The sequence below is a fragment of the Streptomyces sp. MUM 2J genome (genome assembly GCF_022414535.1).
Lineage (GTDB): Bacteria > Actinomycetota > Actinomycetes > Streptomycetales > Streptomycetaceae > Streptomyces.
Map to the genome: position 1 here is coordinate 13,738 of NZ_JADWYM010000022.1, position 21,327 is coordinate 35,064.

A 21,327-nucleotide genomic window follows, 5' to 3' on the forward strand; every position below is an offset into this window, starting at 1 on the left:
GGCCGGCGACCGTCAGAGGAGTCATACCGTCCCCACGCCAAATCGGACCGGTTCGTGGTCGAGACCGAAGGCCCGCGGCCCCACCAGGCCCACGTGCTCGGAACGCCACCAGAAGTCGAACCCGGGAAGCCGGACGCAGGCCACATCCAGGCCCTTACGCACTTGGTCGCACTGGACCGGCCGCCCTGTACGCCTGTCCGCCAAGATCAGCGGATCCGGTGTGCCGGCCACCACCACCCCGTCACGTACGGCCAACAGGTACTCGTTCTCCATCTCCACTCGCAGGACCGCGCCGTCGCGTTCGTCGACGACGGTGACGGCATCGTGCCTTCCGGGCGTCCGTGGATTCTGGCGCATCACATGCTCCACGCGGCCCTCGGCGAGGACATCGCCGGCGGCCCCCGCACCCCGCCTCATCCACTGGCGCCCCAGTGCGAGGGCGTGCCCCGCCGAGCCGATGATGGTCGCCTCCTGCAACGTCCCGGCGGGGATGGGATTGAACGCGACGGCCAGCCATCCACCGGCTCCGGCGAGCATCGTCCGGACGAGTCGCTCCAGACCCACGGCTCCCACCCCGTCGAGCAAGCCCCGAAGCCCGCCCGCTCCCGAGAACGCCATCGGGGTCAACGACCGTCCGGCAGCGGCGATGCTGAGCTGATCCAGACGCGGCAGGGCGCGGCCGGTGAGATCCGCGTCGACGACGTCGAAGCCCATCGAGGCGGCTGCTGCGAACATTGCGACGCCGTTGACCCCGGCGATCTCCATCGGCATGACGGCGGCCGGGGGGCCGACGACTCTGCCGATCTCGTCGGCGGCCGCCCGGAACTCGGCGCCCGAAGGCATCTTCTCCGCCAGCGCGGGGGTGGAGCCGACGATGCCGATCGGCAGCACGAGTGCCCGCGGGGGCAGGTCCTGTGCCTGGAGCAGCCGAACCGGCCCGCGTTCGGTCACGTTGTGCGCCAGCCACGTCGCGGCAAGCGAGGCGGGCCCCCCGCCGCCGGACCCGAGCAGGGTCGTGCCCCATTCCAGTGCGGGGATGGAGTCCCCGTCCACTTCGGTCAACGACCCCACCTCCACCCGACGACCTCGTCTTCCGAACCGGTCCCGGCCTCTCCACACTACGCTGGTGGAGTGACCGGCCGCCCGGTCGCTCAGGCATGCCGGTCCGGGTCACGGAGTGAGCGGGGAATCCGCTCTTCGAGCGGCTGGAACCTCTCTGCGAACCCGAAAGCCTGCGGTCCGAACGCGGCCAGGGCCTCCGGAGTCCGCATGACCGGCGGCGTCCCGATGCCGAGGACGGTGGCCCGCTGGCCGTAGGCCAGGCTCTCGGTGGTGATCGGCTCGCAGTTGTCGGCGTCGAGCACACAGATCAGGTCCGGTACGGTGCAGACGACCTCGCCGTCGACCTCGCCGATCAGGAATTCGTTCCGGAACGTCAGACGGAGTTCGGAGTTGTCTTCGAAGCTCGCGAACGTGGCGCAGCCCTGGGCGAACCCTCCGTCGGTCCTGCGTTCCACGTCGGTGACCTTGCCGGTGAAGAGCACCCGCAGGTGGCGGTAGTCGGTGTCGGCGATGGTCCTGGCCAGCGCGGCCACCGGTGGTTCGTGCGCCTCCCGTGCCTCCCGCAGCGTGCGACCGATGCGCAGTGCGAGGGTCAGTGTGCGGCGGATCGCGGTGCGCCGCACCTGCGCTCCCGTCATCGTGAACTCGGCAATGAGGGCGGCGCCGCCCAGGCGCATGGTGATGCCGCGCGCCAGCCACTCCATTCGCTTGTCGTCGCTGCCGGTGTCGACGACGACCGTCTCCCCTCGTTCCCCGACCAGGACCATCGGCGATCCGGGGACGCCGTAGGCGGCGAAGGTCTTCATCTGCAGTTCGGGGAAGGCCCGGCCCATGCCGTCACCGTCGACCACCGGTAGCCCGGTCTGACAGGCGACCAGCAGCGGGATCATCGAGTTGATCCCGCCGCACTCCACCGGGATCGTCGCCGTCGCGGTGCGCCCGAGATGGCGTTCGACGGCGCGCAGCGCGGCAACGGGCTCGGTTCCGGCGGGCATCTTCTCCACGGCTACCGTCGGCGCGCCCATCTGGGCGATCGGCACGATGAAGTCGTCGTCGTCGATCTCGTCGATGTCGACGATGGTGATGGGCCCGGTGGAGCGCATGACGTTCTCCACCATCAAACGGCCGACGTGGGGATCACCGCCCCCTCCGGTGCCGAGGACGGCAGCGCCGCGTGCGAGGTCGTTCAGGTCGTCGATGCCGAGTTCGAAGCTCACTGGATTCCTCTTCTGTGTCCGGTTGTTCCGCTTGTCAGCTGATCTGGAGTGCGCCGACTGCCTTGACCTGGATGCGAGTCGCGTTGCCCGGGAGGTAGGCCAGCGGCACCTCTTCGACCTCGACGACCTCGACGGTTCCCGGCGAGGCTCCCGCCTTGATTGCTCGGTCGACCGCCTCCTGCCGCGCCTCGTCGAGGGCACGGGCACGGCCGCCGGCCTCGATCGAGTAGACCCGGTCGACCTCGCCGCCCACCTGAGCGATGGCCGCTCCCACCGCGTTGGCGACGGAGTAGTTCTCCGGCCGGTGTACCTCGACTCCGTCGAGCTGGTCAGGGAGCAGGATCGAGCCGCCCCCGACCGCGACGACGGGCAGCGGCTCGGGTGAGGTCCGCATCCGTTCCACCGAGGCCGCGACACGGCGGACTATGACGTCCAGCGCGGCCGACACGAGATCGCGGCCCAGGTGCGCGACCAGGGAGGGGTCTCCGATCTCGGCTCGGCCCGCGGCGACGGCCACGTCGGTCGCGGTCAGGGTGCCACCGCCGAACACCATGGAACGCTGCGGGAGGCGGAAACCCACCGACTCGGGGCCCACGTGTGCCTCCGCCCCTTCGAACCGGACCAGGCTGCCCCCACCGATGCCGATCGAGACCACATCGGGCATGCGGAAATTGGTGCGAATCCCGGCCACCGTGACGTCCGTCCCGGCCTCGCGCGGGAATCCGCCGCGCACGATGCCCACGTCCGAGGTCGTCCCACCGATGTCGACCACGGCGCAGTCTCCCAGGCCGGACAGCATCGCTGCCCCGCGCATGGAGTTGGTCGGTCCCGAGGCGAAGGTGACCACCGGGTAGCGCAGGGCGAAGTCGAGGTCCATCAAGGTGCCGTCGTTCTGGCTGAGGTAGAGCGGTGCGGCTATGCCGTGGCCTCGCACGGCTTCGGCGAGTCCGTTCACGATCTGCCGTGCCAGGGAGCGCAGCGAGGCGTTGACGATCGTGGCGTTCTCCCGTTCCAGCAGGCCCATTCGGCCGATCTCGTGGGAGAGCGACACGTCCACCTCACCCAGCTCCGCCTGGATCACCTCCGCCGCCCTCAGCTCGAACTCGGACGTCACGGGTGAGAACACCGAGGTGATGGCGACGCTGCTGATGCCGTATGCCGCCATGTCGCCGGCGGCGCGCTTGAGTTCGTCCACATCGAGGTCACTGATCTTGCGACCGTCGAATTCATGCCCGCCGTGGCACATGTACGCCCGGCCCTCGATCGCGTCGACCAAGTCCTCCGGCCAGCCCACCATGGGCGGCAGAGCGGCTGTGGCAGGCAGCCCGAGCCGAATCACCGCCGTCGGGGCCAGCCTGCGACGCTCGACGAGTGCGTTGATGAAGTGTGTTGTACCGATCATGACGGCGCGTACGTCAGCGGGCTCGAACGCGTGGCGCTGTCGCAACCCGTCCAGTGCTGCGACGATCCCGCTGGTGACGTCTTCGGCCGTGGAGGCCTTGACGGATACCACGACCCGCTCGCCGTCCATCAACACCGCGTCGGTGTTGGTGCCGCCCACGTCAATTCCGATGTGCATGGAGTCTCCGTTTCTCTGGGTGCCCCCGGAATCTGTCGGACGGTAGACAAGCCCGTTGGGGCCGTCAGCAGGCTGCCTGCACCAGGAGTGCTATACGGCAGTGCGGTGTGCACAACCGGACAGCCGTTCCCGGTGCCTACCGAGTCCCACTCGGCGGCGTCCGGCATGCCGGCCCCGCTCGTCGATTTCACAGGAGCCCGGCCCCCGTGTGGTGCCCAGCCGTGGAGCTGCATGCCCGACACGGACACGCCAGGGCGGCCGCGCCTGGCTTCCGGTGGAGGAACCGGGCCGGTGCCGTCCCGGCCGGTTGCGACTCGATCCTGTCCGACGAAGCCGTGAGCCCCGGACAGTGCAACCCGGGTGCGGAGCGGCGCACCCGTGGTGGGCGACCGGACTCTCCACTCGTCTCCACGCACCCCGCGGTGGGCCGAATCACCGGAGCCGGCCAGCGGTGGGCCGGCACCCCGGGCAGCTGGCGGTCCCCGCGGTGCGGGGCACCCCCGGAACGGACGGACGCCGGTGGGCACAGTGCCCAATGACGTACCGACCCTGCCAGCAAGTCGCACATGGCCCTCGGTACGGCCCCGGTGGTCCTCTGACGTTCACCGTTCGTGTCGTCCATCAGGAGGTCGTCACCGTGACACTACGTTTGCCAGTCACCGCCATCATGTCCACTCCGGTGCGAGCCATGGTGCCCGTGATGATCCCCCCGCCCTGCGACCCCGGGGCGGTCGAGCGGGATAGACTCAGGTCGGTGCTGTCCCCGAGCAGGGGCGGCGCGGTGCCGGTCTGCGGGACCGGAGCGCGGCATCCTCGGAGCGCGCATCACCCGGCCGGGACCGCCTGCCCGTGCGCCCGCGAGTCCCGGAGCGGATCGCTGTGGTCCGCTGCTCGGGCCGTGCGCTCCCGCCCGGCGGCGACCTGCGTCCCGCCGACTCGGCTCACGTCGAGCGGGGTGGCCAGATGAGCCTCATAGAACCCGCACAGCAGCACGAGAGAGAACGACACCCGTCGGTGTTCGAGCCGACGGTCCTCGCCGCGGTCCTGTTCACCTCGATCGCCGGGGCGCTGATCGGCCTGCAGATCATCACCAGCCTTGGTGTCACGCCGAACACGTCGATCATGGGTGTCCTCGCCTCGATCGTGGTCTCGCGCATCCCGCTCAGCATCTTCCGGCGCTTCCGTTCGACCCACCGACAGAATCTGGTCCAGACCAGTATCTCCAGCGCGACGTTCGCCGCGGCGAACTCACTGCTGCTGCCGATCGGGATCCCGGTGGTCATCGGCGAACCGGGACTCATGTGGCCGATGCTCATCGGTGCCACACTGGCCATGGTCATCGACCTGCTCATGTTGTACTGGATGTTCGACACGCGCGTATTCCCCGCCGAGAACGCCTGGCCGTCCGGTGTCGCCGCGGCAGAAACGATCATCGCTGGTGATCGTGGTGGCAAACGCGCCAAGAACTTCGGGTACGGGATCGCCCTCGGCGTTGCCGGCTCCTGGTTCGGGCTGCCGATGGCCCCGATGGGAGTGGCGTTCATCGCCAAGTCCCTCACGATGCTCGCCTTTGCCGCGGGCCTGCTGATCGCCGGATACTCGCAGTCCCTGTTCGGTTTCACCCTCGGCGGCTCCAACATTCCCAATGGGATGATGATCGGCGCCGGCCTCGTGGCCCTGGCCCAGGCCATCATGATCGTCTTCCGGCACCGCAAAGCCCCACAACCGGTGACCGACCGCCCCGGCGACGAGGGAAACGCCACCTCTACCAGCGCTCCTCCGGCCGCTCGGATGACCCGAACCGACAAGGACGCGCTGCGCGGCCTGCGGCGCGGGACCCTTCTCTACATCAGCGCCGGGCTCACCCTGGCCGTGCTCGGCGGCCTTTACAGCAGAATGGCACCGCTCCAGCTCGTGCTCTGGGTGCTGTTCGCGGCGGTCGCCTGCATCTGCGCCGAGCTGATCGTGGGCCTCTCCGCGATGCACGCGGGCTGGTTCCCGGCATTCGCCACAGCCCTGATCTTCCTGATCCTCGGGATGCTGATGCACTTCCCCACCGTGGCGCTGGTCCTGCTGGTCGGATTCGTCGCCGCGGGAAGCCCGGCATTCGCCGATGGCGGCTACGACTTCAAGACAGGGTGGCTGCTACGCGGCCAGGGAACCGACCGCTCCTTCGAGCTGGAGGGCCGACGTCAGCAACTCTACGCCGGGCTGGTCGGCCTCGTGGTGGCCGTGGTCGTCGTCGCCCTCACACACAGCCTCTACTTCGACGCCGGTCTGTTCCCCCCGGTCGACAAGGCGTATGCGGCAGCCATCCGGGCCGGGCTCGACACGAGCAGCGTCGCCCAGCTGGCACTGTGGGCCCTCCCGGGTGCGCTGATCCAGCTCGCTGGAGGACCTTCACGCCAGCTGGGCGTCCTGCTGGCTACCGGACTGCTCGTCGCCAACCCCCAAGTGGGATGGATCGTCGCGGCCGGCATGGTCATCCGTTGGCTGGTGCTGCGCCTCAAGGGCCCCGAGGCCTCCACACCGATGACCATCTTCGCGGCCGGCATCATCGCCGGATCCGCCATGTACAGCTTCTCCAACGCCGCCGTCAAGACATGGAGCCGGTGACACTCGCCAGTGTCTCCGTAGCACCAGAGGCCCCGCCCACTCCATCGGTCGGCGCCGGCTCGCCGCCCGGTCCACCCATCGCGGACCGGGCGGCAGAGCCCCTTCGGCCCGACGGCCGGGACTGCCGCGGCGGACCTGCAAGACCAGGCCGATGCCACCGGTCCCCCGATCCGACTCACACTCACGATGCACAACACCGAGACCACACCTTCACACCCCGCGGAGGAGCCGGCCATGGGCTGGTGGCAGCAGCGCAGAATCGCTTTCAGGGCTCCGGTGGAGACCTCCGCATTCGGCAACCTCGCAGCAAGCACGGGCTGGCTCTACGCGGGGGGAGAGGACCACGAGTGGTTGGGCGTCGCCTCCACCTGGCGCAGCCTCGACGGCGCAATCGTGCGCTTCTATCCCGGAGACGCGATCTGCGTGCCCTTCGCCGAGATAACCGCGGACGAACCAGAGGTTCACCAGCGCGCCATGGCTGAAGCCGACGCCATCGCACGCCGGGCCTTCCCGTGCTTCACCCTGGCCGAAGCCCTGAGCTTGTTGCACACGACAAAACCCGCGGCCAAAGCCCCCATCCTCACGGCCGTGGCCGCGTCGGCCCCGGAACACCACCGCTCCGACGTCGCCGACGCCGTCACGTCAGGGCTCTTCGCACCACACAGACCGGTACGCGCCGCGGCCCTGCGCGCCGTCCTGCTGACGAGATGGCCACAGCTGGCACGCCCGCTGGTCGCTCACGCCCTGACCGAGCCCGAAGACGACCTGGCCTCCTGCGCACATGCGTTGGCGGGTGGCATATACCGCCAGGACTGCGGCGCCCACCTCGCCACAGCTCCCGGTCCACCACCCCCGCGACACTCGCAGAACACGCCCGGAGCCCCCCTCGAGGTTCCGGCGGACAGCAGCGGGACACCGCAGCCCGTCACCAGGACCACCCCACCCCCGGGTGAATCGCCCACCACCAGCGGACCCCTCGCGTCACCGCGTGAGGACGGGAACGTCGCCAGCCCCACCATCCCCGACAGCTTCACCTTCATCACTCTCTGATCCCCCCATGCCGCTGAACGGGGGCGGTCCCGGCCGGCGGCATGACACCGCTGTGCGCCACGGGCCGCACACCCCAAGCGCCGGTCGAGGGACGCCTGTCACCGGATTGGGGACGCCCGGGCTGCGACGTCCCCCGTGGGCCGGGATGCAGGACGGTCGCCGTGGTCGCGGTGGCTCTCCAGGGGGAAGCTCGGCCGGACCGGCCGGTGCTCGCCGCCGCACACGCGCGTCCCGCGGTCACGCGACCGTCCCGCGGTTCACGCCTGCTGCGGTACGACGGCCACCGGGCACATCGAGTGGTGCAGCGCCGCGTGGGCGATCCGGCCGAGTTGCAGCCCGAAGTGTCCTTCGTGCCGCCTGGCTCCGACGACCAGCAGATCGGCGTCGCGCGAGGCGTCCACCAGTACCCGGCGGGCGTGGCCCTCGACGGTACGGCGCCGCAGTTCGATGTCGGGCGGGGTGTTCCGCAGGGCCTGGGCGAGGACCTTCTCGGCGTGCTCCTCGTGCGGCACGGCGAGGTCGTCGGCCGGCGACACGTGGCCGGAGGCCTCGTGCGTGGGGCATCGCCAGGCCCGGACGGCCTCCAGCACGGCCCCCCTGTGCCGGGCCTCGTCGAAGGCGAAACGCACCGCGGCCGAGTCGTTCGCGTCCTCGCCCACGCCCAGCACGACGTGACCGCCGTCCGGGGGCGTGGCCCGGTCGCGGTGGTTGTTGCGCAGCACGATCACCGGGCAGCCGGCGTTCGCGGCCACGGTCAGGCTGACCGAGCCCAGGAGCAGTTCGGCGAGACCACTGCGGCCCCGGGAGCCCACCACCAGGGCCGCCGCCTGCCGTCCCTCGTGCACCAGGGCGTACTCGGGCTCCTCGAACACCACCTCGCAGGACACCTCCAGGCCGGGCTGCCGGTCACGTGCCCGCTCCGCCGCGGCCTCGACCACGTCCTGGGGCAGCACCCGTGCGGACGGCACGCCGAAGTCCCGGGCGAGGGCCGCGCCCTCGTAACGGTCCCAAAGGCAGGCGTACACCAGCCGCAGCCTCATTCCGCGCAGCGCGGCCTCGTCCGCCGCCCAGCCCACGGCCCGCAGACTCGGCTCGGAGCCGTCCACCCCCACCACCAGCGGATGTTCCGTTCCCACCCGCACCGGAACCTTCATGTTCATGACTGTCGTTTCTCCTCGTGGTTCGTGTTCGGTCGTGTCCGACGGGACGGCCAGCGGGGCGGGGGCGTGGTGGAGCACGGCTCAGCCCCCGGGAGCCGAGGACCGGCGGCCCGGCGTCCCCTGCCGCCTCGGTCAGCACCTGCGCGGGCCGGCCGGGGGGCTGCTCCGCGTTCATGCCGAGGCCGGAACGCCGAAACCCGGGCCCCTCGACCACCTCGCGCGCGATCCGCTCACCCCACTCCTGCCGTGTCCCGGCGCCGACGCAGCGCACCGGAGCCACGGGGTCGGGCCCCGCACCCCGGACGTGGACAAGCCCGGCCGGCAGACCGCGCCGGCCGGGTTTGCCGCCCACTCCGCCGCTGCACGGCTCTCGGCCGGACCATCGAGACCTACGACAACACTGCGGACCATGGCTTCCGCTTCCTCACGGGGATTCAGGGCCAGCATGGCGGCGCGGGGGCGGCGGGCGCAGGGGCCGCAGGTCCCCGGGCCGGAGGGCCGGTGGGCCCGCAGGCTGGGCCGGTGCCGTGCCGGACGTGCTGCCCCGCGTCCGCCGCGCCCCGAAGCGGCCCGCGGCCCGGGCGGTCACGGCAACGCCGCGCGGAACGTGTCTGCTCCCGGGTGTGCGCCTTGGCCGGCCGTCGGCTGCTGTCGGCAACCACGTTCACCCGTCTGCCGGAACCTGCCCGTACCGCCCTGTCCAGGAGGGCGCGCCGCCGTGGACGCCGCGCATGCCGGCGGACGCCGCGCATGCCCGCGGACGCACGGCACCGGACGCGTCCGCACCCGGTCCGGCCTTCGGGGAGCCTCTCAGGGGGTGTGGGCCCGGTCGCGGGAGGTGAGGGGGATGCGCCAGCACAGGCGGGTGCCGCCGCCGGGACGGCCGGTCACCTCGAAGGTGCCGCCCAGACTCTCCGCGCGGCGGCGCAGGTTGGTCAGACCGCTGCTGCGGGTGACTGCCGGATCGATGCCACGGCCGTTGTCGTGCACCTCCAGCAGCAGTTCGTCGCCGGCGCGGACGGTGACCCAGGCGGCGGAGGCGTGGGCGTGCCGGGCGGCGTTGGACAGGGCCTCGCGCAGTACCGCGAGCAGGTGGGCGGCCGTCTCGTCGGGCAGCGCGGCGTCGACCGGGCCGTCGAACCCGACCGTGGGGGTGAAACCGAGCCGGTCCTGGGCAGCGGTCGTCTCGCCGAGAACCTGGGCGCGCAGGCTCGCCGCTCTCTGGGCGGGCTGGTTGAGGTTGAAGATCGTGCCCCGCAACTCCCGGATGGTGGCGTCGAGTTCCTGGATGACCTTGTTGATGCGGTCGCCGGTGTCCGCCCGGTCGAGGCGGGCGCCGATGCTCTGCAGGGCGAGCCCGGCGCCGAAGACCCGCTGGATGACCATGTCGTGCAGGTCCCGGGCGATGCGGTCGCGGTCGGCCATCACCTCGCGCTCCGCGCGGGCGGCGGCCAGCTCGGCCTGCGCGGCGAGTTGATGGGTGATGTCCCGTGCCGTCGTCGAGAAGCCGATCAGGGAGCCTTCCTGGTCGCGCATCGGGGAGACGGTGACGGCTACGTCCACCTCCGTGCCGTCGGCGCGGCGCCAGCGACTCGGGTAGGAGTCCGTGCGTCCCTGGGAACGGATCTGCTCCGCCGCGGTCCGCAGCGCGTCGAAGGCCGTCGCGGACATGAGCGTCTGGACCGGCCGGTCGAGGATCTCCTGCTCGGAGTGGCCGAACAGTCTGTGGGCGCCCGGGTTCCAGGTCCGGACGAGCAGGTCCGGATCCAGCGAGATCATGGCGTCGTCGGAGGAGGCCACGACGGCCGCGAGCCGGGCCTCGGCCTCCCGCGCGGCCTCCAGCTCGGTGTGCAGGGCGATCAGTCCCCGGTTGGTGTCCTCCAGCTCCTGGCTGAGCTCGTCCACCAGCCGCGCGCGGCGCTCCAGTTCTGCCTGGGGCCCGGCCGCGGCGGGTGCGCCGTCGGTGGTGCGCGGGTTGGGCAGGTCCCTCATGTCCGACCCCGTTTCGCCTGATGACGGGAACCGACTCATGATGCCATGGCGCCGGCCTGGCGCAGCACGAGCACGGTGGCGTCGTCGGTGGGCCGGCCGTACTCGCGGTGGAGCACGGCGGCGACGATCGCCGGATGGCGTTCCAGCAGCCGGGGGTGGTCCTCCAGGTTCCAGCCGGAGCGGATTCCGTCGGAGACCAGGACGAGCGTCGATCGGGGCTCCCACGCGGAACGCTGCACATGGACCGTGGGAAGGGGCAGATGGGTGCCCAGAGTGCCGGGACGGTCCAGCAGATGGACCGACCGGGGACCGGTCAGGATCCGGCCGCAGATGTTGCCGACGGCCGCGTGGACGAGTTCGCCGCGGCCGGGGTCGATCACGCACACACCCGCCACACCGCCTCGCGTGCCGCGCATCGCCTCGTGGACGTGACGGACGGACAGATCCGGTTCGGAGGCGGGCGCCTGCCCGAAGGCGGCGACCGCGGTCCGTGCCGCCGCGGCCGCGGCCGGTCCGTGCCCGAGGCCGTCGACGACCAGGGCGGCCGCCCGCGGGCCGGGCGCGACCGCCCAGGCGTCCCCGGAGGCGCCGTCGCCGCCGAGCGGGACGTTGACGCCGCCGAACCGCCACTGCGCAGGCCCGGCGGGCGCGGTGCCGAGCCGGACGTAGACGACCGTGCCGCGGCGCGTGGAGTACCAGTCGAACTCGGTGGCGTTGCGCCGCACCACGCTCAGCCCGGCACCCAGACCGCCCCCGCGGAAGGGCACCGCGGCGGGCGGGACCGTCCCGGAGGGTGGGGCGAGCGCCGCGGCGGTCGTCCCCGGGCCGTGGTCGACGGAGATCAGCTCGATCCCGTCCCCGGCCGTGCGGGCCAGCACGTACCCTCCGGGGTGGGCGTGCCGGAGCAGGTTGGTTCCCAGCTCCGTCGCCACCAGTTCGGCCACGCCCTCCCGCAGCGCGTGCCGCCCGGCGGCCAGGCGGGCCACCGCGCGGCGCAGCGCGCCGACGTCCTCCTGCGCGACGATCGTGTGCCGGCGGTGCTCGTGCCCACCCGGCGCCGCCTCGCTCCCGGCCCCCGGAGTCATCGCTGCCATTTCACGATCACCACCGTCGTGCCCGACGCCGCGGCGGAGGTGATGGTCATGTCGTCCACCAGTCTCCGTGCCCCCGGCAGCCCCAGTCCGAGGCTGCCGCGGGTGCTGAAGCCGTCGGTCAGCGCGGCGCCGATGTCGGCGATGCCCGGCCCGTCGTCGGCGAACGTGGCGCGCACACCCCGTCGGCCCTGGCCGTAGACCTGCTCGACGCTGATCCGGCCGCGGCCGCCGGTGGCGTAGTAGAGGATGTTGCGGGCCAGCTCGCTGCCCGCCGTGATCAGTTTTGTCGCGTCCACCAGGTTCAGCCCCACCGCCTCGGCCTCGCAGCGCAGCACCTTGCGCACCCGGATCAGGTCGGTCTCGTCGACGATGTCGAAGACGGACGGTTCCCAGCCCCGCGCGGTACCGGTGGTCATGGCCGGCCTGTACCGGCGTCGGCGCGCCGCAACCGCTCCAGCAGGGCCAGGCCCTGCTCGGCGTTGAGAGCGGTGTCCAGATGGCCCATCTGCACGCCCAGTTCCACCAGGGTGATGGCGACCGCCGGCTGTATGCCGACCACGGCCGCCTGCGCCCCGAGCAGCCGGACCATCGACACGATCCGCGCCAGCACCCGGGCGATGAAGGAGTCGACCACACTCAGCCGGCTGACGTCGATGAGCATCCCGGTCGCCCGGGTGCGGGCGACCTCTCGGGTGAGCTGGTCCTCGATCCGGACCACGGTGGTGTCGTCGAGATCGCCCTGGAGCGCCACCAGCAGCGTGTCACCGATCTGCATGACCGGAACCACGTCGTCGGTCACCGCGGCTCCCCGTCGATCAGCGTGTGGGCGGCGGTCTCCGCGGTCGCGGCGCGCTCCGCCAGCACCGCGAGGGCCAGTTGCAGGGCGTCCTGCAGCGTGTTGCGGGAGCGCAGCCGCCCGATGTCGATGCCCAGGTGGACCATGGACTGCGCGGTCTCCGGCCGTACCCCGCTGAGGATGCTGACGGTGCCCATCAGCGAGGCCGCCTGCACCGTCTTGAGCAGGTGCTGGGCGACCTGGGTGTCGATGGTGGGCACCCCGCTGATGTCCAGGATGGCGACCTCGGCCTGGCTCTGGGCGATCTTCTCCAGCAGGCCCTCGGTCAGCCGGGTGGCGCGCAGGGTGTCCAGGGTGCCGATGATGGGCAGCGCCAGTACCTTGTCCCACACCTGGATGACCGGTGTGGACAGCTCCAGGATCTCGTCCCGCTGGCGTTGCAGCCGCTGCTCGGTCTCCCGGCGCTCGGTGACGTCCCGGATCGCGGCGGCCACCAGCCGCCCTTCGGGCGTCTCCAGCGGGCTGAGGCTGATCTCGACGGGGAACTCCGTACCGTCCCGGCGCATTCCGGACAGTTCCAGCCCCGCGCCCATCGGGCGCAGCCGGGGATCGGAGAGGAACCCGTTGCGGTGGCCGATGTGCCGGTCGCGGAACCGCGGCGGCACCAGCACCTCGATCTCCCGGCCGACCAGTTCGTCGCGCTCGAAGCCGAACAGCGTCTCTGCCTGCCGGTTGACCAGGACGATCCGTGCGTCCGGCCCCACGATGACCATGGCGTCCGGAGCGGACTCCAGCAGGCCGTGGAACAGCGACTCGGCCCGCGCGCTCTCCGTCACGTCCCGCAGGACCTTGACGAACCCGGTCACGGACCCGGCGTCGTCGCGTACCGGTGTCAGCGTGACCCTGGCGAGGAACCGCCCGTCGCCCTTGCGGACCCGCCAGCCCTGGAACTCCCGCCGCCCGTCCTGCCGGGCACCGTCGAGTTCCTGCTCCACCAGACCGGCCGCACGGTCCTCTGCGGTGTGCAGCACCGACACCGGCCGCCCCACCACCTCGTCCGCGGTGTAGCCGGTCATCGCCTCGGCGGCGCGGCTCCAGCGGACCACGTCACCGCCCGGACCGAGCTTGACGACGGCGTGGTCGGTGACCGCGTCCAGCATCGTCTCCAGGTCCCGCAGGACCGCCTGCTGATCCCGGCCACCACCCGATGGCGTCGTCATACCGGTGCCCCCACCCTTCCGCGTCGTCCGTCCCCGGGCCGAGCCGACCGCTCGGCAGCAGCCGTGATGCCCGGCGCGGCCGATGCTACCCGCTGCCGACGGGGCCCCGTCGACCGCGACCAGGGCTCCCCATCGGCAGCCCTTCCACGGCAGACCGGCACGCGGCCCTGACGGGCGCGGAACGCCGCCGCGCGGCCGGGTGCGAACACCTGTGCGCGACCCGGCGGTGGTCTCCCCGGCACGACGACGTCACCCGGCCCGGCGAAGGCGTTCGGCACGGGGCTGAACGGGGAGATTCCTTTCCGGCTCTCCCCGTCACCGCCCCGGCGCCTCCCGTGGCGGGAGCGCCCCGGGCCGGGCCGCACGTCGAGTGTGCGGCCCGGCCCGGGAACCGGGGAGGGACTACGCGGCGGGAACGATCAGACCGTAGTGCCCGTCGAAGCGGTGGTAGACAACGCTGCCGCGACCGGTCGTCCGGTCGGTGAAGAAGACGAACGGCAGGCCGGCCAGCTCCAGACGGGCCACGGCGTCCGTGACACCGATCTCGGGTACCGGCACGGTGCCCGGGCCGGTACCCGCTCCCTCCGGCTCGACGAGACGGCCGTCCTGTCCGCTCGCCGACGCCATGCGGTGGTGGCCGTCCTCGTCGCGGTAGACGATGCTGTCCTGCCCGGACACGGCGTCGGTGAACAGGTAGAAGTCGTAGTCCAGCAGGTCCAGGTCGACGACCGCGTCGTGGACCGGCTGCCGCGGCAGACCGAACGACTTGCGCCGTACGATCCTGCGGTCCTCGGGGACCACGTGGTGGCGCACCGGCCGGTGGTGCTGACCGGCGCCGTCCCCGGCCGTCCGTGAGCGGGACTCGGCGGTTCCGTGGTGCCGGTCCTGCCGGTGCCCCCGCGCGCGGGCGAGGCGGGCGGCCAGCCGGTCGCGCAGCAGGTCCACGGCCTCGAACAGGGAGTCGGCGGCCACGTGTGCCCTCACCGGCCGTCCGTTCAGGTTCACCACGGCCTGCGCGTGGGCGGGCCTGGCCGCCGCGGGGTTGGCCGCAAGGCTCAGCTTGACCTGCGCCGCGAGGACCGGCTCGCCGACGTGCTCGATGACGGTGAGCGTCTTGTCCTGCGCGTAACGCGCCGCGTTCCGGGGGACCTGCCCCCGGGTCTCCACCTGGACATCGACATCCGGCCTGCTCTTGAGACGGTTCATCAGGCGTCCTCCATCCGTGATCACTCAGAGCCTGCCCGGCCGGGCGCGGCTCTCCCAGAGCTGGCCAGCCCCTGTCGGCAGGCCGAACGTCCCTGGGGCAGGTGCCGGACGGCCCGGCCGAGGTGGCGTCCGGATCCGGCGCGGGCTCCCTCCGGGTGCCGGACCGTCAGGGTGCAGCGGGGAGGAGCACCTCGGGCAGGGGCCTGCGCGGTGTCGGGGGCGTCGGCGGCGCGTACCCCAGCCGCAGGATCACCTGCGGCCGCCGCCCGGATTCGGCGCCGGCCACCACTTCCCGCAGCGCGGGAATCTCCAGGGGGTGGCTCATCGGTGTGGTCGCGATGCCTCGCGTGGTGGCCGTCAGCAGCACGCGCTGCAGCGCCTGACCGCTCCTCACCCATGCACCGGGCCCGTCCGTCCCGGTGGACAGCACGGCGATGGTGGGGGAGGAGGGGAACGGCTCGGCGGGGCGGTGCAACTGCGGCAGAGCCAGCCCGAAGTCGCGCACCGGCAGGACCTCGAGTGCGTCCCACGACCCCGGAGCCACCGGCGGGAGGGCGTTCCGGCGGCGGGGGGCCGGACGCGACCGCCCGGCCAGCTCCGCACGGCGGACGCCCCGGGCGCGCAGTCGCTCGTCCGCGGTACGGACGAGGTCGAGGATGGCGTTTCGGGCCACCGTGTCGGCGACGTGGAACACGGCGCCTTCGGACTCGGCCGCCGCGGCCAGGGCCCTGAGGACCGGGGCAGGCACCATCGCCGAGGTGAACGGCAGGCGGTTGGTGTGCCGGTGCGGGAGGGCCGCCGCCAACTCCACGAGCGACTCGTCCGGTTGCGCGTACGACCCGGCAAGGACCCTGGCCACCCGGTCCGGTTCGGCGGCTTCGGGGAACAGCCTGGTCTCCGGCGTCCAGCCCTGCGCGTGCAGGGCGAGACGCAGGTTGAACACGGCCGCGCCGATGCTGATCAGCATCTCCCGACCGGACGGATCGATGGCCTCCAGCCTGCGACCCGGGTCGGCGAGGACGTCCACCGTGCCGTCCCCGATCCGGAACAGCCACGGCTGGCTGTTGTGGATGGACGGTGCCGCCGTCGCGGCCCGCACGCAGGCCGTGAGGATCTCCTCGGACGGCTTTCCGGGCTCCCGGCTGACGGGGGGCCGGCGGCCGGTCTCGGGCTCGGGCATCGTCGGACTCCCAACATCCAGGGCCGTCGGCCGCTCGCTTCGGGTGTGCAGCGGTCGCTTCTCAGGCGGTGAGCTGTTCGGCGGGGGCGGTGAACTCCTCGGCGGAGGCGGTGAGTTCGAAACGCACGTCCACGACGCCCTCGATCGCATGGACCAGACGGAGCGCCGTGGGCACCAGGGAGGTGTCGCGGAGGCGTCCCTCCATCGTGACCACCCCGCGCACGACCGAGACCTGGAGCGAGGGCTCGTCGGGGAAGAGCGCCGACACGACCTCGTGGTGGACCTCGTTCCGGATGGCCTCGTCGGAACGCAGGAAGCCCTTGAGCACGTCGCAGGGGCTGACCACACCGATGAGGCGGTCGTCCCCGTCGACGACGGGCAGGCGCTTGACCCGTTTGGTCCCCATGAGCCGTGCGGCCTCCGCGAGGACCGTCTCGGGCCGGACACAGACCGCGGGTGCCGTCATCAGGTCGCCGACCTTCACCGCGGACGCCTTGCCGAGCTCGTTCGCCCGCAGGAGGCGCTCGAGACGCGACGGGTCGCTGTCGCGCAGCTCCTGCTTGGGCAGCAGGTCCGAATCGGAGACCATGCCCACGACTCGGTTGTCGCCGCAGAGCACGGGCAGGGCACCGACGTTCCACCGGTGCATCGCTTCGATGACGTCCTTGTAGGTGGCGTCGCGGCTGACGGCGACGACGGTGGTGGTCATCACGTCGCGGACGGTGTGCGGAGCATCGCTGGTGAACACGGCGTGTCTCCCGGGACATGCGCAGGACGAGGGATGTCGGAATCCAGGTCGCTCAGGGACTTGGACCGCTGGTTGACCGGTGCCTCTTCGCCTCTTCATGGTGGGGCCGCGCGCCGCCGCCGGGCAGGGCCGGTCGGGCCCCTCCGCACGGCCGACAGGCTCATGGTGCGGTCGGGCCCCGTCGCGGACAGCCTGCTCGTGACCGCGACGCCTCCACCGGTCACCTCACCCTCCCACACGGCCCCGCGCCGGCAGGGAGGAACCGGCGGTGCGAGGAGGAGGCCGGCCCTGCCGGGCTCGCGGACTCAGGTGTGACGCCGGGGGGAGCCGTCCCCGTCGCCGGCCCGTGGCGGTCCGTCGAGCCCGGCGAGACGGCGCAGCGCGCCCTCCAACGGCACCCCGCCGAGTCGCGGGTCGATCAGGTGGTGCAGGACCAGACCGTCGAGCAGGGCCAGCAGGAGTACGGCGACGGCCTCCGCCTCCGGGTCCCCGGTCTGTGCGGTGAGCCAGCCGGTGAGGGCGGACCGGCACTCCCCGAGCGCTGCGGCCAGTTCCAGGCGCAGCCGTTCGTTCCGTGTGGCGGCGAGCAGCGCTTCGCTGAACAGCGCCGTGGTCTCGCTGTCGGCGGCGTAGCGGGCCACCAGTTCCAGGAAGAACTCCAACCCGGTCCCGGTGTCGGCGCCCCCGCGCAGCACGCTCAGCAGTCCGTCGACCTCCTGGCGCAGTGCCTGCAGGGCCGCCTCGACCAGGAGGTTGTCCACCGACTGGAAGTGGTAGTGCACCAGACCGGGCCGGACCCCGGCCCGGTCGGCGACCCGCCGGGTGGACACCGTGCCCCAGCCGTCCTCGACGATCAGTTCGGCTGCGGCCCGCAGCAGCCGGGCTCGGGTCTCCCGCCCGGTTTCCTGCGAGGTCGGCGCCATGTCGTTTCCTTCTTCTCCGGTGACGCGCAACACGTCTTGGGCGTTCGACCAAATCGTACGGGTTGACCGATCACACCGACAAATGGGTCGCGCGGCCCGCGCGCGCCGTCACTGTGCCCGCTCCCGGACCACCCGTGCGATGTCCAGTCGTCCCACGGCTCGGAGGGCGGGAAGCTGTGAGACGGCTGCTGCCGCAACCACGGAGACCGCCGCCAGCAGCAGTGCCGGCCAGCCGAGGCTGAGCTGCATGGTGAACAGATCGCTGTTGAACGATTGCAGGAACGCCCATGCCGTCGCCGCGCCCGCGACCAGGCCGGCCGGCATGGCCAGCAGGGTGGCCGTGAGGTTCTCGGTGGCGAGGATGCCCGCCACCCGGCGCAACGGGACGCCCGCCGCCCGCAGTGTGGCGAGTTCGCCCGTGCGTTCCGCGACGTTCACGGTCATCGTCACGTAGATCACGGTGAAGGCGAGGGCCCCGCCGAGGACCAGCATGGCGCCGATGAAGATCCAGAAGAGTTTCAGGTAGCTGTCCACCTGGTCGCGCAGTGCTCGCGCGTCCGTATAGGCGACGACGCCGTCGAGGCCGGTGATCTGCGCGCGCAGCTGTGCCCGGTCGGCACCGTCGGCGAACCGCAGCAGGTAGGTGTCCGGCTGGGTGCCGGTCACGGTCCGGACGGTGTCGAGGGAGGCGTAGAGCACGGTGCCCATGGGCTCGTGCACGAATCCGGCGAGCGTCACCTGCCGGGCCCGTCCGTCGGGTCCGGTGAGCGTGATCCGGTCGCCGGTCGAGACGTGCAGCCGGTCGGCCAGCGCCGCGCCGGCCAGCACACCGTGCACGGGCAACTGCTGTGCGTCTCCGTCGGCGCGCAGGAACCGGTGCATCTGCGTGTCGGGCCGGTATCCGGTCAGGGAGGTGGTGTAGGAGCCGTGCGCGGAGGAGGCCGTGACCGGCAGGGTGGCCGAGGGCTCCACCGAGGCCACCCCGCGCGCGGCCCGCAGCCGGGCCCCGAGGTCCTCGGTGCCCGCGGCCGCCGTGACCGTGGCGTCCTGCCGCTGGACCTGGTCGAACTGCCGGTTGACCATGGCCCGCATGCTGGTGAGCATGCCGACCGAGGTCAGGACGAGGACGAGTGCGAGCACCGCGCCGCTCATGGTCGCGATGGTGCGTCGCCGGCTGCGGCCCAGGTCGCGCAGCGCCATCCGCCAGCTGACCGGCAGTCGCCGGGCGCGGGCCAGGAGCCGCGCGACCCGCCCCGGCCGCGGGGTCCGGCTCCCGTCGCCCCGCATCGCCTCGGCGGGCGCCGTGCGGGCCGCGGCGAGCGCCGGAGCCCCGCCCGCCACCAGCCCCACCACCAGCCCGAACAGCAGCCCGAGCAGGCTCGTCGGCACGTGCCGGCCGACCACGGTGTCGGGGATGTCGAGTGCGGAGGTGTAGGCGCGGGTCACCGCGGAGGTGGCCACGGCGCCCAGGACGACGCCGGCCACCGCACCGGCCGTGGTCGAGATCACGGCGTGCGCCAGATAGTGGCGTACGACGGCGCCGCGACGGGCCCCCGCGGCGAGCAGCGTGCCGATGATCCGGCGCTCGGCCAGCACCAGCCGGGTGATCAGGATGTAGGCGGCCACGCCGGCGGCCGACAGGAACAGCAGAGGGAAGGCCACGGCGAGTTCGTTGAAGCCCTTGAGGTCCTCGGCCAGGGCGGAGTTGGAAGGCTGGTCGGCGCGCGGTTGCACGTGAACGGCGCCCGCGGCGCGCAGGGCGGCGGTCGCCCGGCTCCTGTCCGTGTCGCCGCTGCCCGGGGTGAATCCGACCAGGGCCTGGTTCGGGGCGGACGTTCCCGCCAGTGCCCGGGCGGTGGTCTCGGGGACGTAGAGCACGGCGAAGGAGTGCGGGTCGGCGAGCACCTCCTGGCGGTCGCGTGCGGGCCACAGGTATTCGGGTGACACGGCGATGCCGCGGACCGTGAGGGTGCGCCAGCCGCTGCCGTCGTAGGCGCGCACCCGGTCGCCGGGCCGGAGGCCGAAGGTGCGGGCGGCATGGCGTTCGAGCACCGCGCCGTCGGAGTCGCCCGCGGCCGGCGCCCGGCCCTCGGTGATCTCCACCTGGTTCACCGCGGGGGCCCCGGCGTCGTCGGGCAGTCCGGCGACGCGGCCCTGGAGTTTCTGGCCGGTGATGTCGAGCGGCACGTCGGCCTGGGTGCGCGTGGTCACGGCCGCGACGCCGGAGACGTCCTCGACCCGGGTGGCGAGCGGTCGCGCGTCGGGTGCGGTCGCGGTGAGGTCGGCGAAGTGCAGCCGGCTGTAGGTGCGTTCGTAGGACGCGCTGAGATTGAGGTAGGCGTCGTAGCTGGCGATGAACAGGGTGACGCCCAGCATCACGGTGATCGCCACGGCGGTGAACTGGGCCAGCCGCCGCCGCAGATCGCGCCGGGTCTTGGTGAACATGATGTGTCGCACGGCGCGCCTCACCAGGTCACGGCGGCCGCGTCGGCCGGGACGGACTGCCGCTCGACGGACTCGACGCGCCCGTCGCGCATGTGCACGACCCGGTGGGCCATCGCCGCGATCCCGGCGTTGTGGGTGACCATCAGCACGGTGCGCCCCTCGCGGTTGCTGCGCTGTACCAGCTCCAGGATCGCGCGGCCGGTGGCGGTGTCGAGCGCGCCGGTGGGTTCGTCGGCGAGGAGCAGGTCCGGGTCGGTGACCAGCGCCCGGGCGATGGCCACCCGCTGCTGCTGTCCGCCGGAGAGCTGGGCGGGGAAGTGGTCCATGCGGTCGCTCAGGCCGACGGCGGTGAGCAGCTCCGCCGCCCGCCGGCGGTCGCCGCGGCCGGTGAGCTCCACGATGACCTCGACGTTCTCCCGTGCGGTCAGCGTCGACACGAGGTTGAAGAACTGGAACACGAATCCGATGTGCTGCCGCCGGAAGTCGGCGAGCCGGGCCGGCTGTCGCTCCGTGAGTTCCTCTCCCGCGACGGTCAGCCGGCCGGCGTCCGCCGACTCGATGCCGCCGATGAGGTTGAGCAGGGTCGTCTTGCCGGACCCGCTCGGACCGAGGACGACCACGAGTTCCCCGGGCTCGATGTCGAGATCGACGCCGCGCAGCGCGTGGACTGTTGCCTCTGCAGTGCCGTAGGTCTTGCTCACGCCGCGCAGTCGTACGCCGCCGCGGTCTTCCGGTGTGGTCGTCATGTCGCGCTCTCAACGCTCCTGATCCGGTGTGGTCCCAGCGGCACCGGCCGGCGTCCCACGCGGCGGCGCTCCGGCGGGAGGTGTTCCCCGCACCTCTACTGGGCGAACGCCCAAAGCGTACGCCTTGGGCGTTCGCCCAAGCAAGGTGCTGCCTCAAGCCGAAGCCCTCACGCTGTGGTGAGGTGACGGACCTTCCGGGCGGAAACGCCCGGGATGCCGAGAGTCGCCGAGGCGTCTGAGCAACGGCACGCCATCAGGAAGACCGGGGTTCCCCGGCTCACATGCCGCTCACG

Annotated in this window: 17 protein-coding genes; 2 read left to right on the forward strand and 15 right to left on the reverse strand. The window is 72.2% G+C overall.

Annotated elements, in window-relative coordinates; all coding sequences use genetic code 11:
- Positions 1–21 precede the first annotated feature (21 nt).
- The 3 genes from I3F54_RS18690 to I3F54_RS18700 all read right to left on the reverse strand — a co-directional run bounded on the left by I3F54_RS18690 (position 22) and on the right by I3F54_RS18700 (position 3,858).
- Positions 22–1,053, reverse strand: coding sequence for a DUF917 domain-containing protein (locus tag I3F54_RS18690; protein WP_240120041.1), 1,032 nt, complete (start codon positions 1,051–1,053; stop codon positions 22–24).
- A gap of 98 nt (positions 1,054–1,151) precedes the next feature.
- Entirely contained in the window at positions 1,152–2,279 is a 1,128-nt protein-coding gene (locus I3F54_RS18695) for a DUF917 domain-containing protein (RefSeq protein WP_240119961.1), read from the reverse strand.
- A 34-nt stretch (positions 2,280–2,313) separates the two neighbouring features.
- The gene (locus tag I3F54_RS18700; RefSeq protein ID WP_240119962.1) at positions 2,314–3,858 is read right to left on the reverse strand and encodes a hydantoinase/oxoprolinase family protein; all 1,545 of its coding nucleotides are present in this window, start codon (positions 3,856–3,858) and stop codon (positions 2,314–2,316) included.
- A gap of 963 nt (positions 3,859–4,821) precedes the next feature.
- On the opposite strand from I3F54_RS18700, the gene I3F54_RS18705 reads away from it, so the two are divergent.
- Positions 4,822–6,474, forward strand: coding sequence for an OPT/YSL family transporter (locus I3F54_RS18705; RefSeq protein WP_240119963.1), 1,653 nt, complete (start codon positions 4,822–4,824; stop codon positions 6,472–6,474).
- 234 nt (positions 6,475–6,708) lie between these two features.
- Positions 6,709–7,524, forward strand: a complete 816-nt coding sequence (locus I3F54_RS18710; RefSeq protein WP_240119964.1) for a hypothetical protein — start codon at positions 6,709–6,711, stop codon at positions 7,522–7,524.
- A gap of 257 nt (positions 7,525–7,781) precedes the next feature.
- On the opposite strand, the gene I3F54_RS18715 is transcribed toward I3F54_RS18710, so the two are convergent.
- The 12 genes from I3F54_RS18715 to I3F54_RS18770 all read right to left on the reverse strand — a co-directional run bounded on the left by I3F54_RS18715 (position 7,782) and on the right by I3F54_RS18770 (position 21,034).
- On the reverse strand, positions 7,782–8,684 hold the full coding sequence (locus I3F54_RS18715; RefSeq protein WP_240119965.1) for a universal stress protein: 903 nt from the start codon (positions 8,682–8,684) through the stop codon (positions 7,782–7,784).
- A gap of 810 nt (positions 8,685–9,494) precedes the next feature.
- Complete coding sequence (locus I3F54_RS18720) at positions 9,495–10,676, reverse strand: PAS domain S-box protein (protein WP_240119966.1); 1,182 nt, start codon at positions 10,674–10,676, stop codon at positions 9,495–9,497.
- Between the two features lie 35 nt (positions 10,677–10,711).
- Positions 10,712–11,770 carry a SpoIIE family protein phosphatase gene (locus tag I3F54_RS18725; protein WP_240119967.1) on the reverse strand — a complete coding sequence of 353 codons (1,059 nt, stop codon included), beginning with the start codon at positions 11,768–11,770 and terminating at the stop codon, positions 10,712–10,714.
- Positions 11,758–12,186 carry an ATP-binding protein gene (locus I3F54_RS18730; RefSeq protein WP_240119968.1) on the reverse strand — a complete coding sequence of 143 codons (429 nt, stop codon included), beginning with the start codon at positions 12,184–12,186 and terminating at the stop codon, positions 11,758–11,760. Before I3F54_RS18730 ends, I3F54_RS18725 begins: the two co-directional genes overlap by 13 nt.
- Positions 12,183–12,569 carry an STAS domain-containing protein gene (locus I3F54_RS18735; protein WP_205382952.1) on the reverse strand — a complete coding sequence of 129 codons (387 nt, stop codon included), beginning with the start codon at positions 12,567–12,569 and terminating at the stop codon, positions 12,183–12,185. The genes I3F54_RS18730 and I3F54_RS18735 overlap by 4 nt, the downstream gene beginning before the upstream one ends.
- Positions 12,566–13,786 (reverse strand): PAS domain S-box protein, encoded by a 1,221-nt coding sequence (locus tag I3F54_RS18740; protein ID WP_240119969.1) that lies wholly within the window; start codon positions 13,784–13,786, stop codon positions 12,566–12,568. The genes I3F54_RS18735 and I3F54_RS18740 overlap by 4 nt, the downstream gene beginning before the upstream one ends.
- Before the next feature lie 402 nt (positions 13,787–14,188).
- Entirely contained in the window at positions 14,189–14,992 is an 804-nt protein-coding gene (locus I3F54_RS18745; protein ID WP_205382954.1) for a sigma 54 modulation/S30EA ribosomal C-terminal domain-containing protein, read from the reverse strand.
- 166 nt (positions 14,993–15,158) lie between these two features.
- Positions 15,159–16,172 carry a nitroreductase family protein gene (locus tag I3F54_RS18750; RefSeq protein WP_240119970.1) on the reverse strand — a complete coding sequence of 338 codons (1,014 nt, stop codon included), beginning with the start codon at positions 16,170–16,172 and terminating at the stop codon, positions 15,159–15,161.
- Positions 16,173–16,233: 61 nt separating this feature from the next.
- Entirely contained in the window at positions 16,234–16,920 is a 687-nt protein-coding gene (locus tag I3F54_RS18755; RefSeq protein ID WP_240119971.1) for a CBS domain-containing protein, read from the reverse strand.
- Positions 16,921–17,225: 305 nt separating this feature from the next.
- Positions 17,226–17,843 (reverse strand): TetR/AcrR family transcriptional regulator, encoded by a 618-nt coding sequence (locus I3F54_RS18760; RefSeq protein WP_240119972.1) that lies wholly within the window; start codon positions 17,841–17,843, stop codon positions 17,226–17,228.
- A gap of 108 nt (positions 17,844–17,951) precedes the next feature.
- Positions 17,952–20,300 carry an ABC transporter permease gene (locus tag I3F54_RS18765; RefSeq protein WP_240119973.1) on the reverse strand — a complete coding sequence of 783 codons (2,349 nt, stop codon included), beginning with the start codon at positions 20,298–20,300 and terminating at the stop codon, positions 17,952–17,954.
- A gap of 8 nt (positions 20,301–20,308) precedes the next feature.
- Positions 20,309–21,034 carry an ABC transporter ATP-binding protein gene (locus tag I3F54_RS18770; RefSeq protein ID WP_240119974.1) on the reverse strand — a complete coding sequence of 242 codons (726 nt, stop codon included), beginning with the start codon at positions 21,032–21,034 and terminating at the stop codon, positions 20,309–20,311.
- Positions 21,035–21,327: the final 293 nt, after the last annotated feature.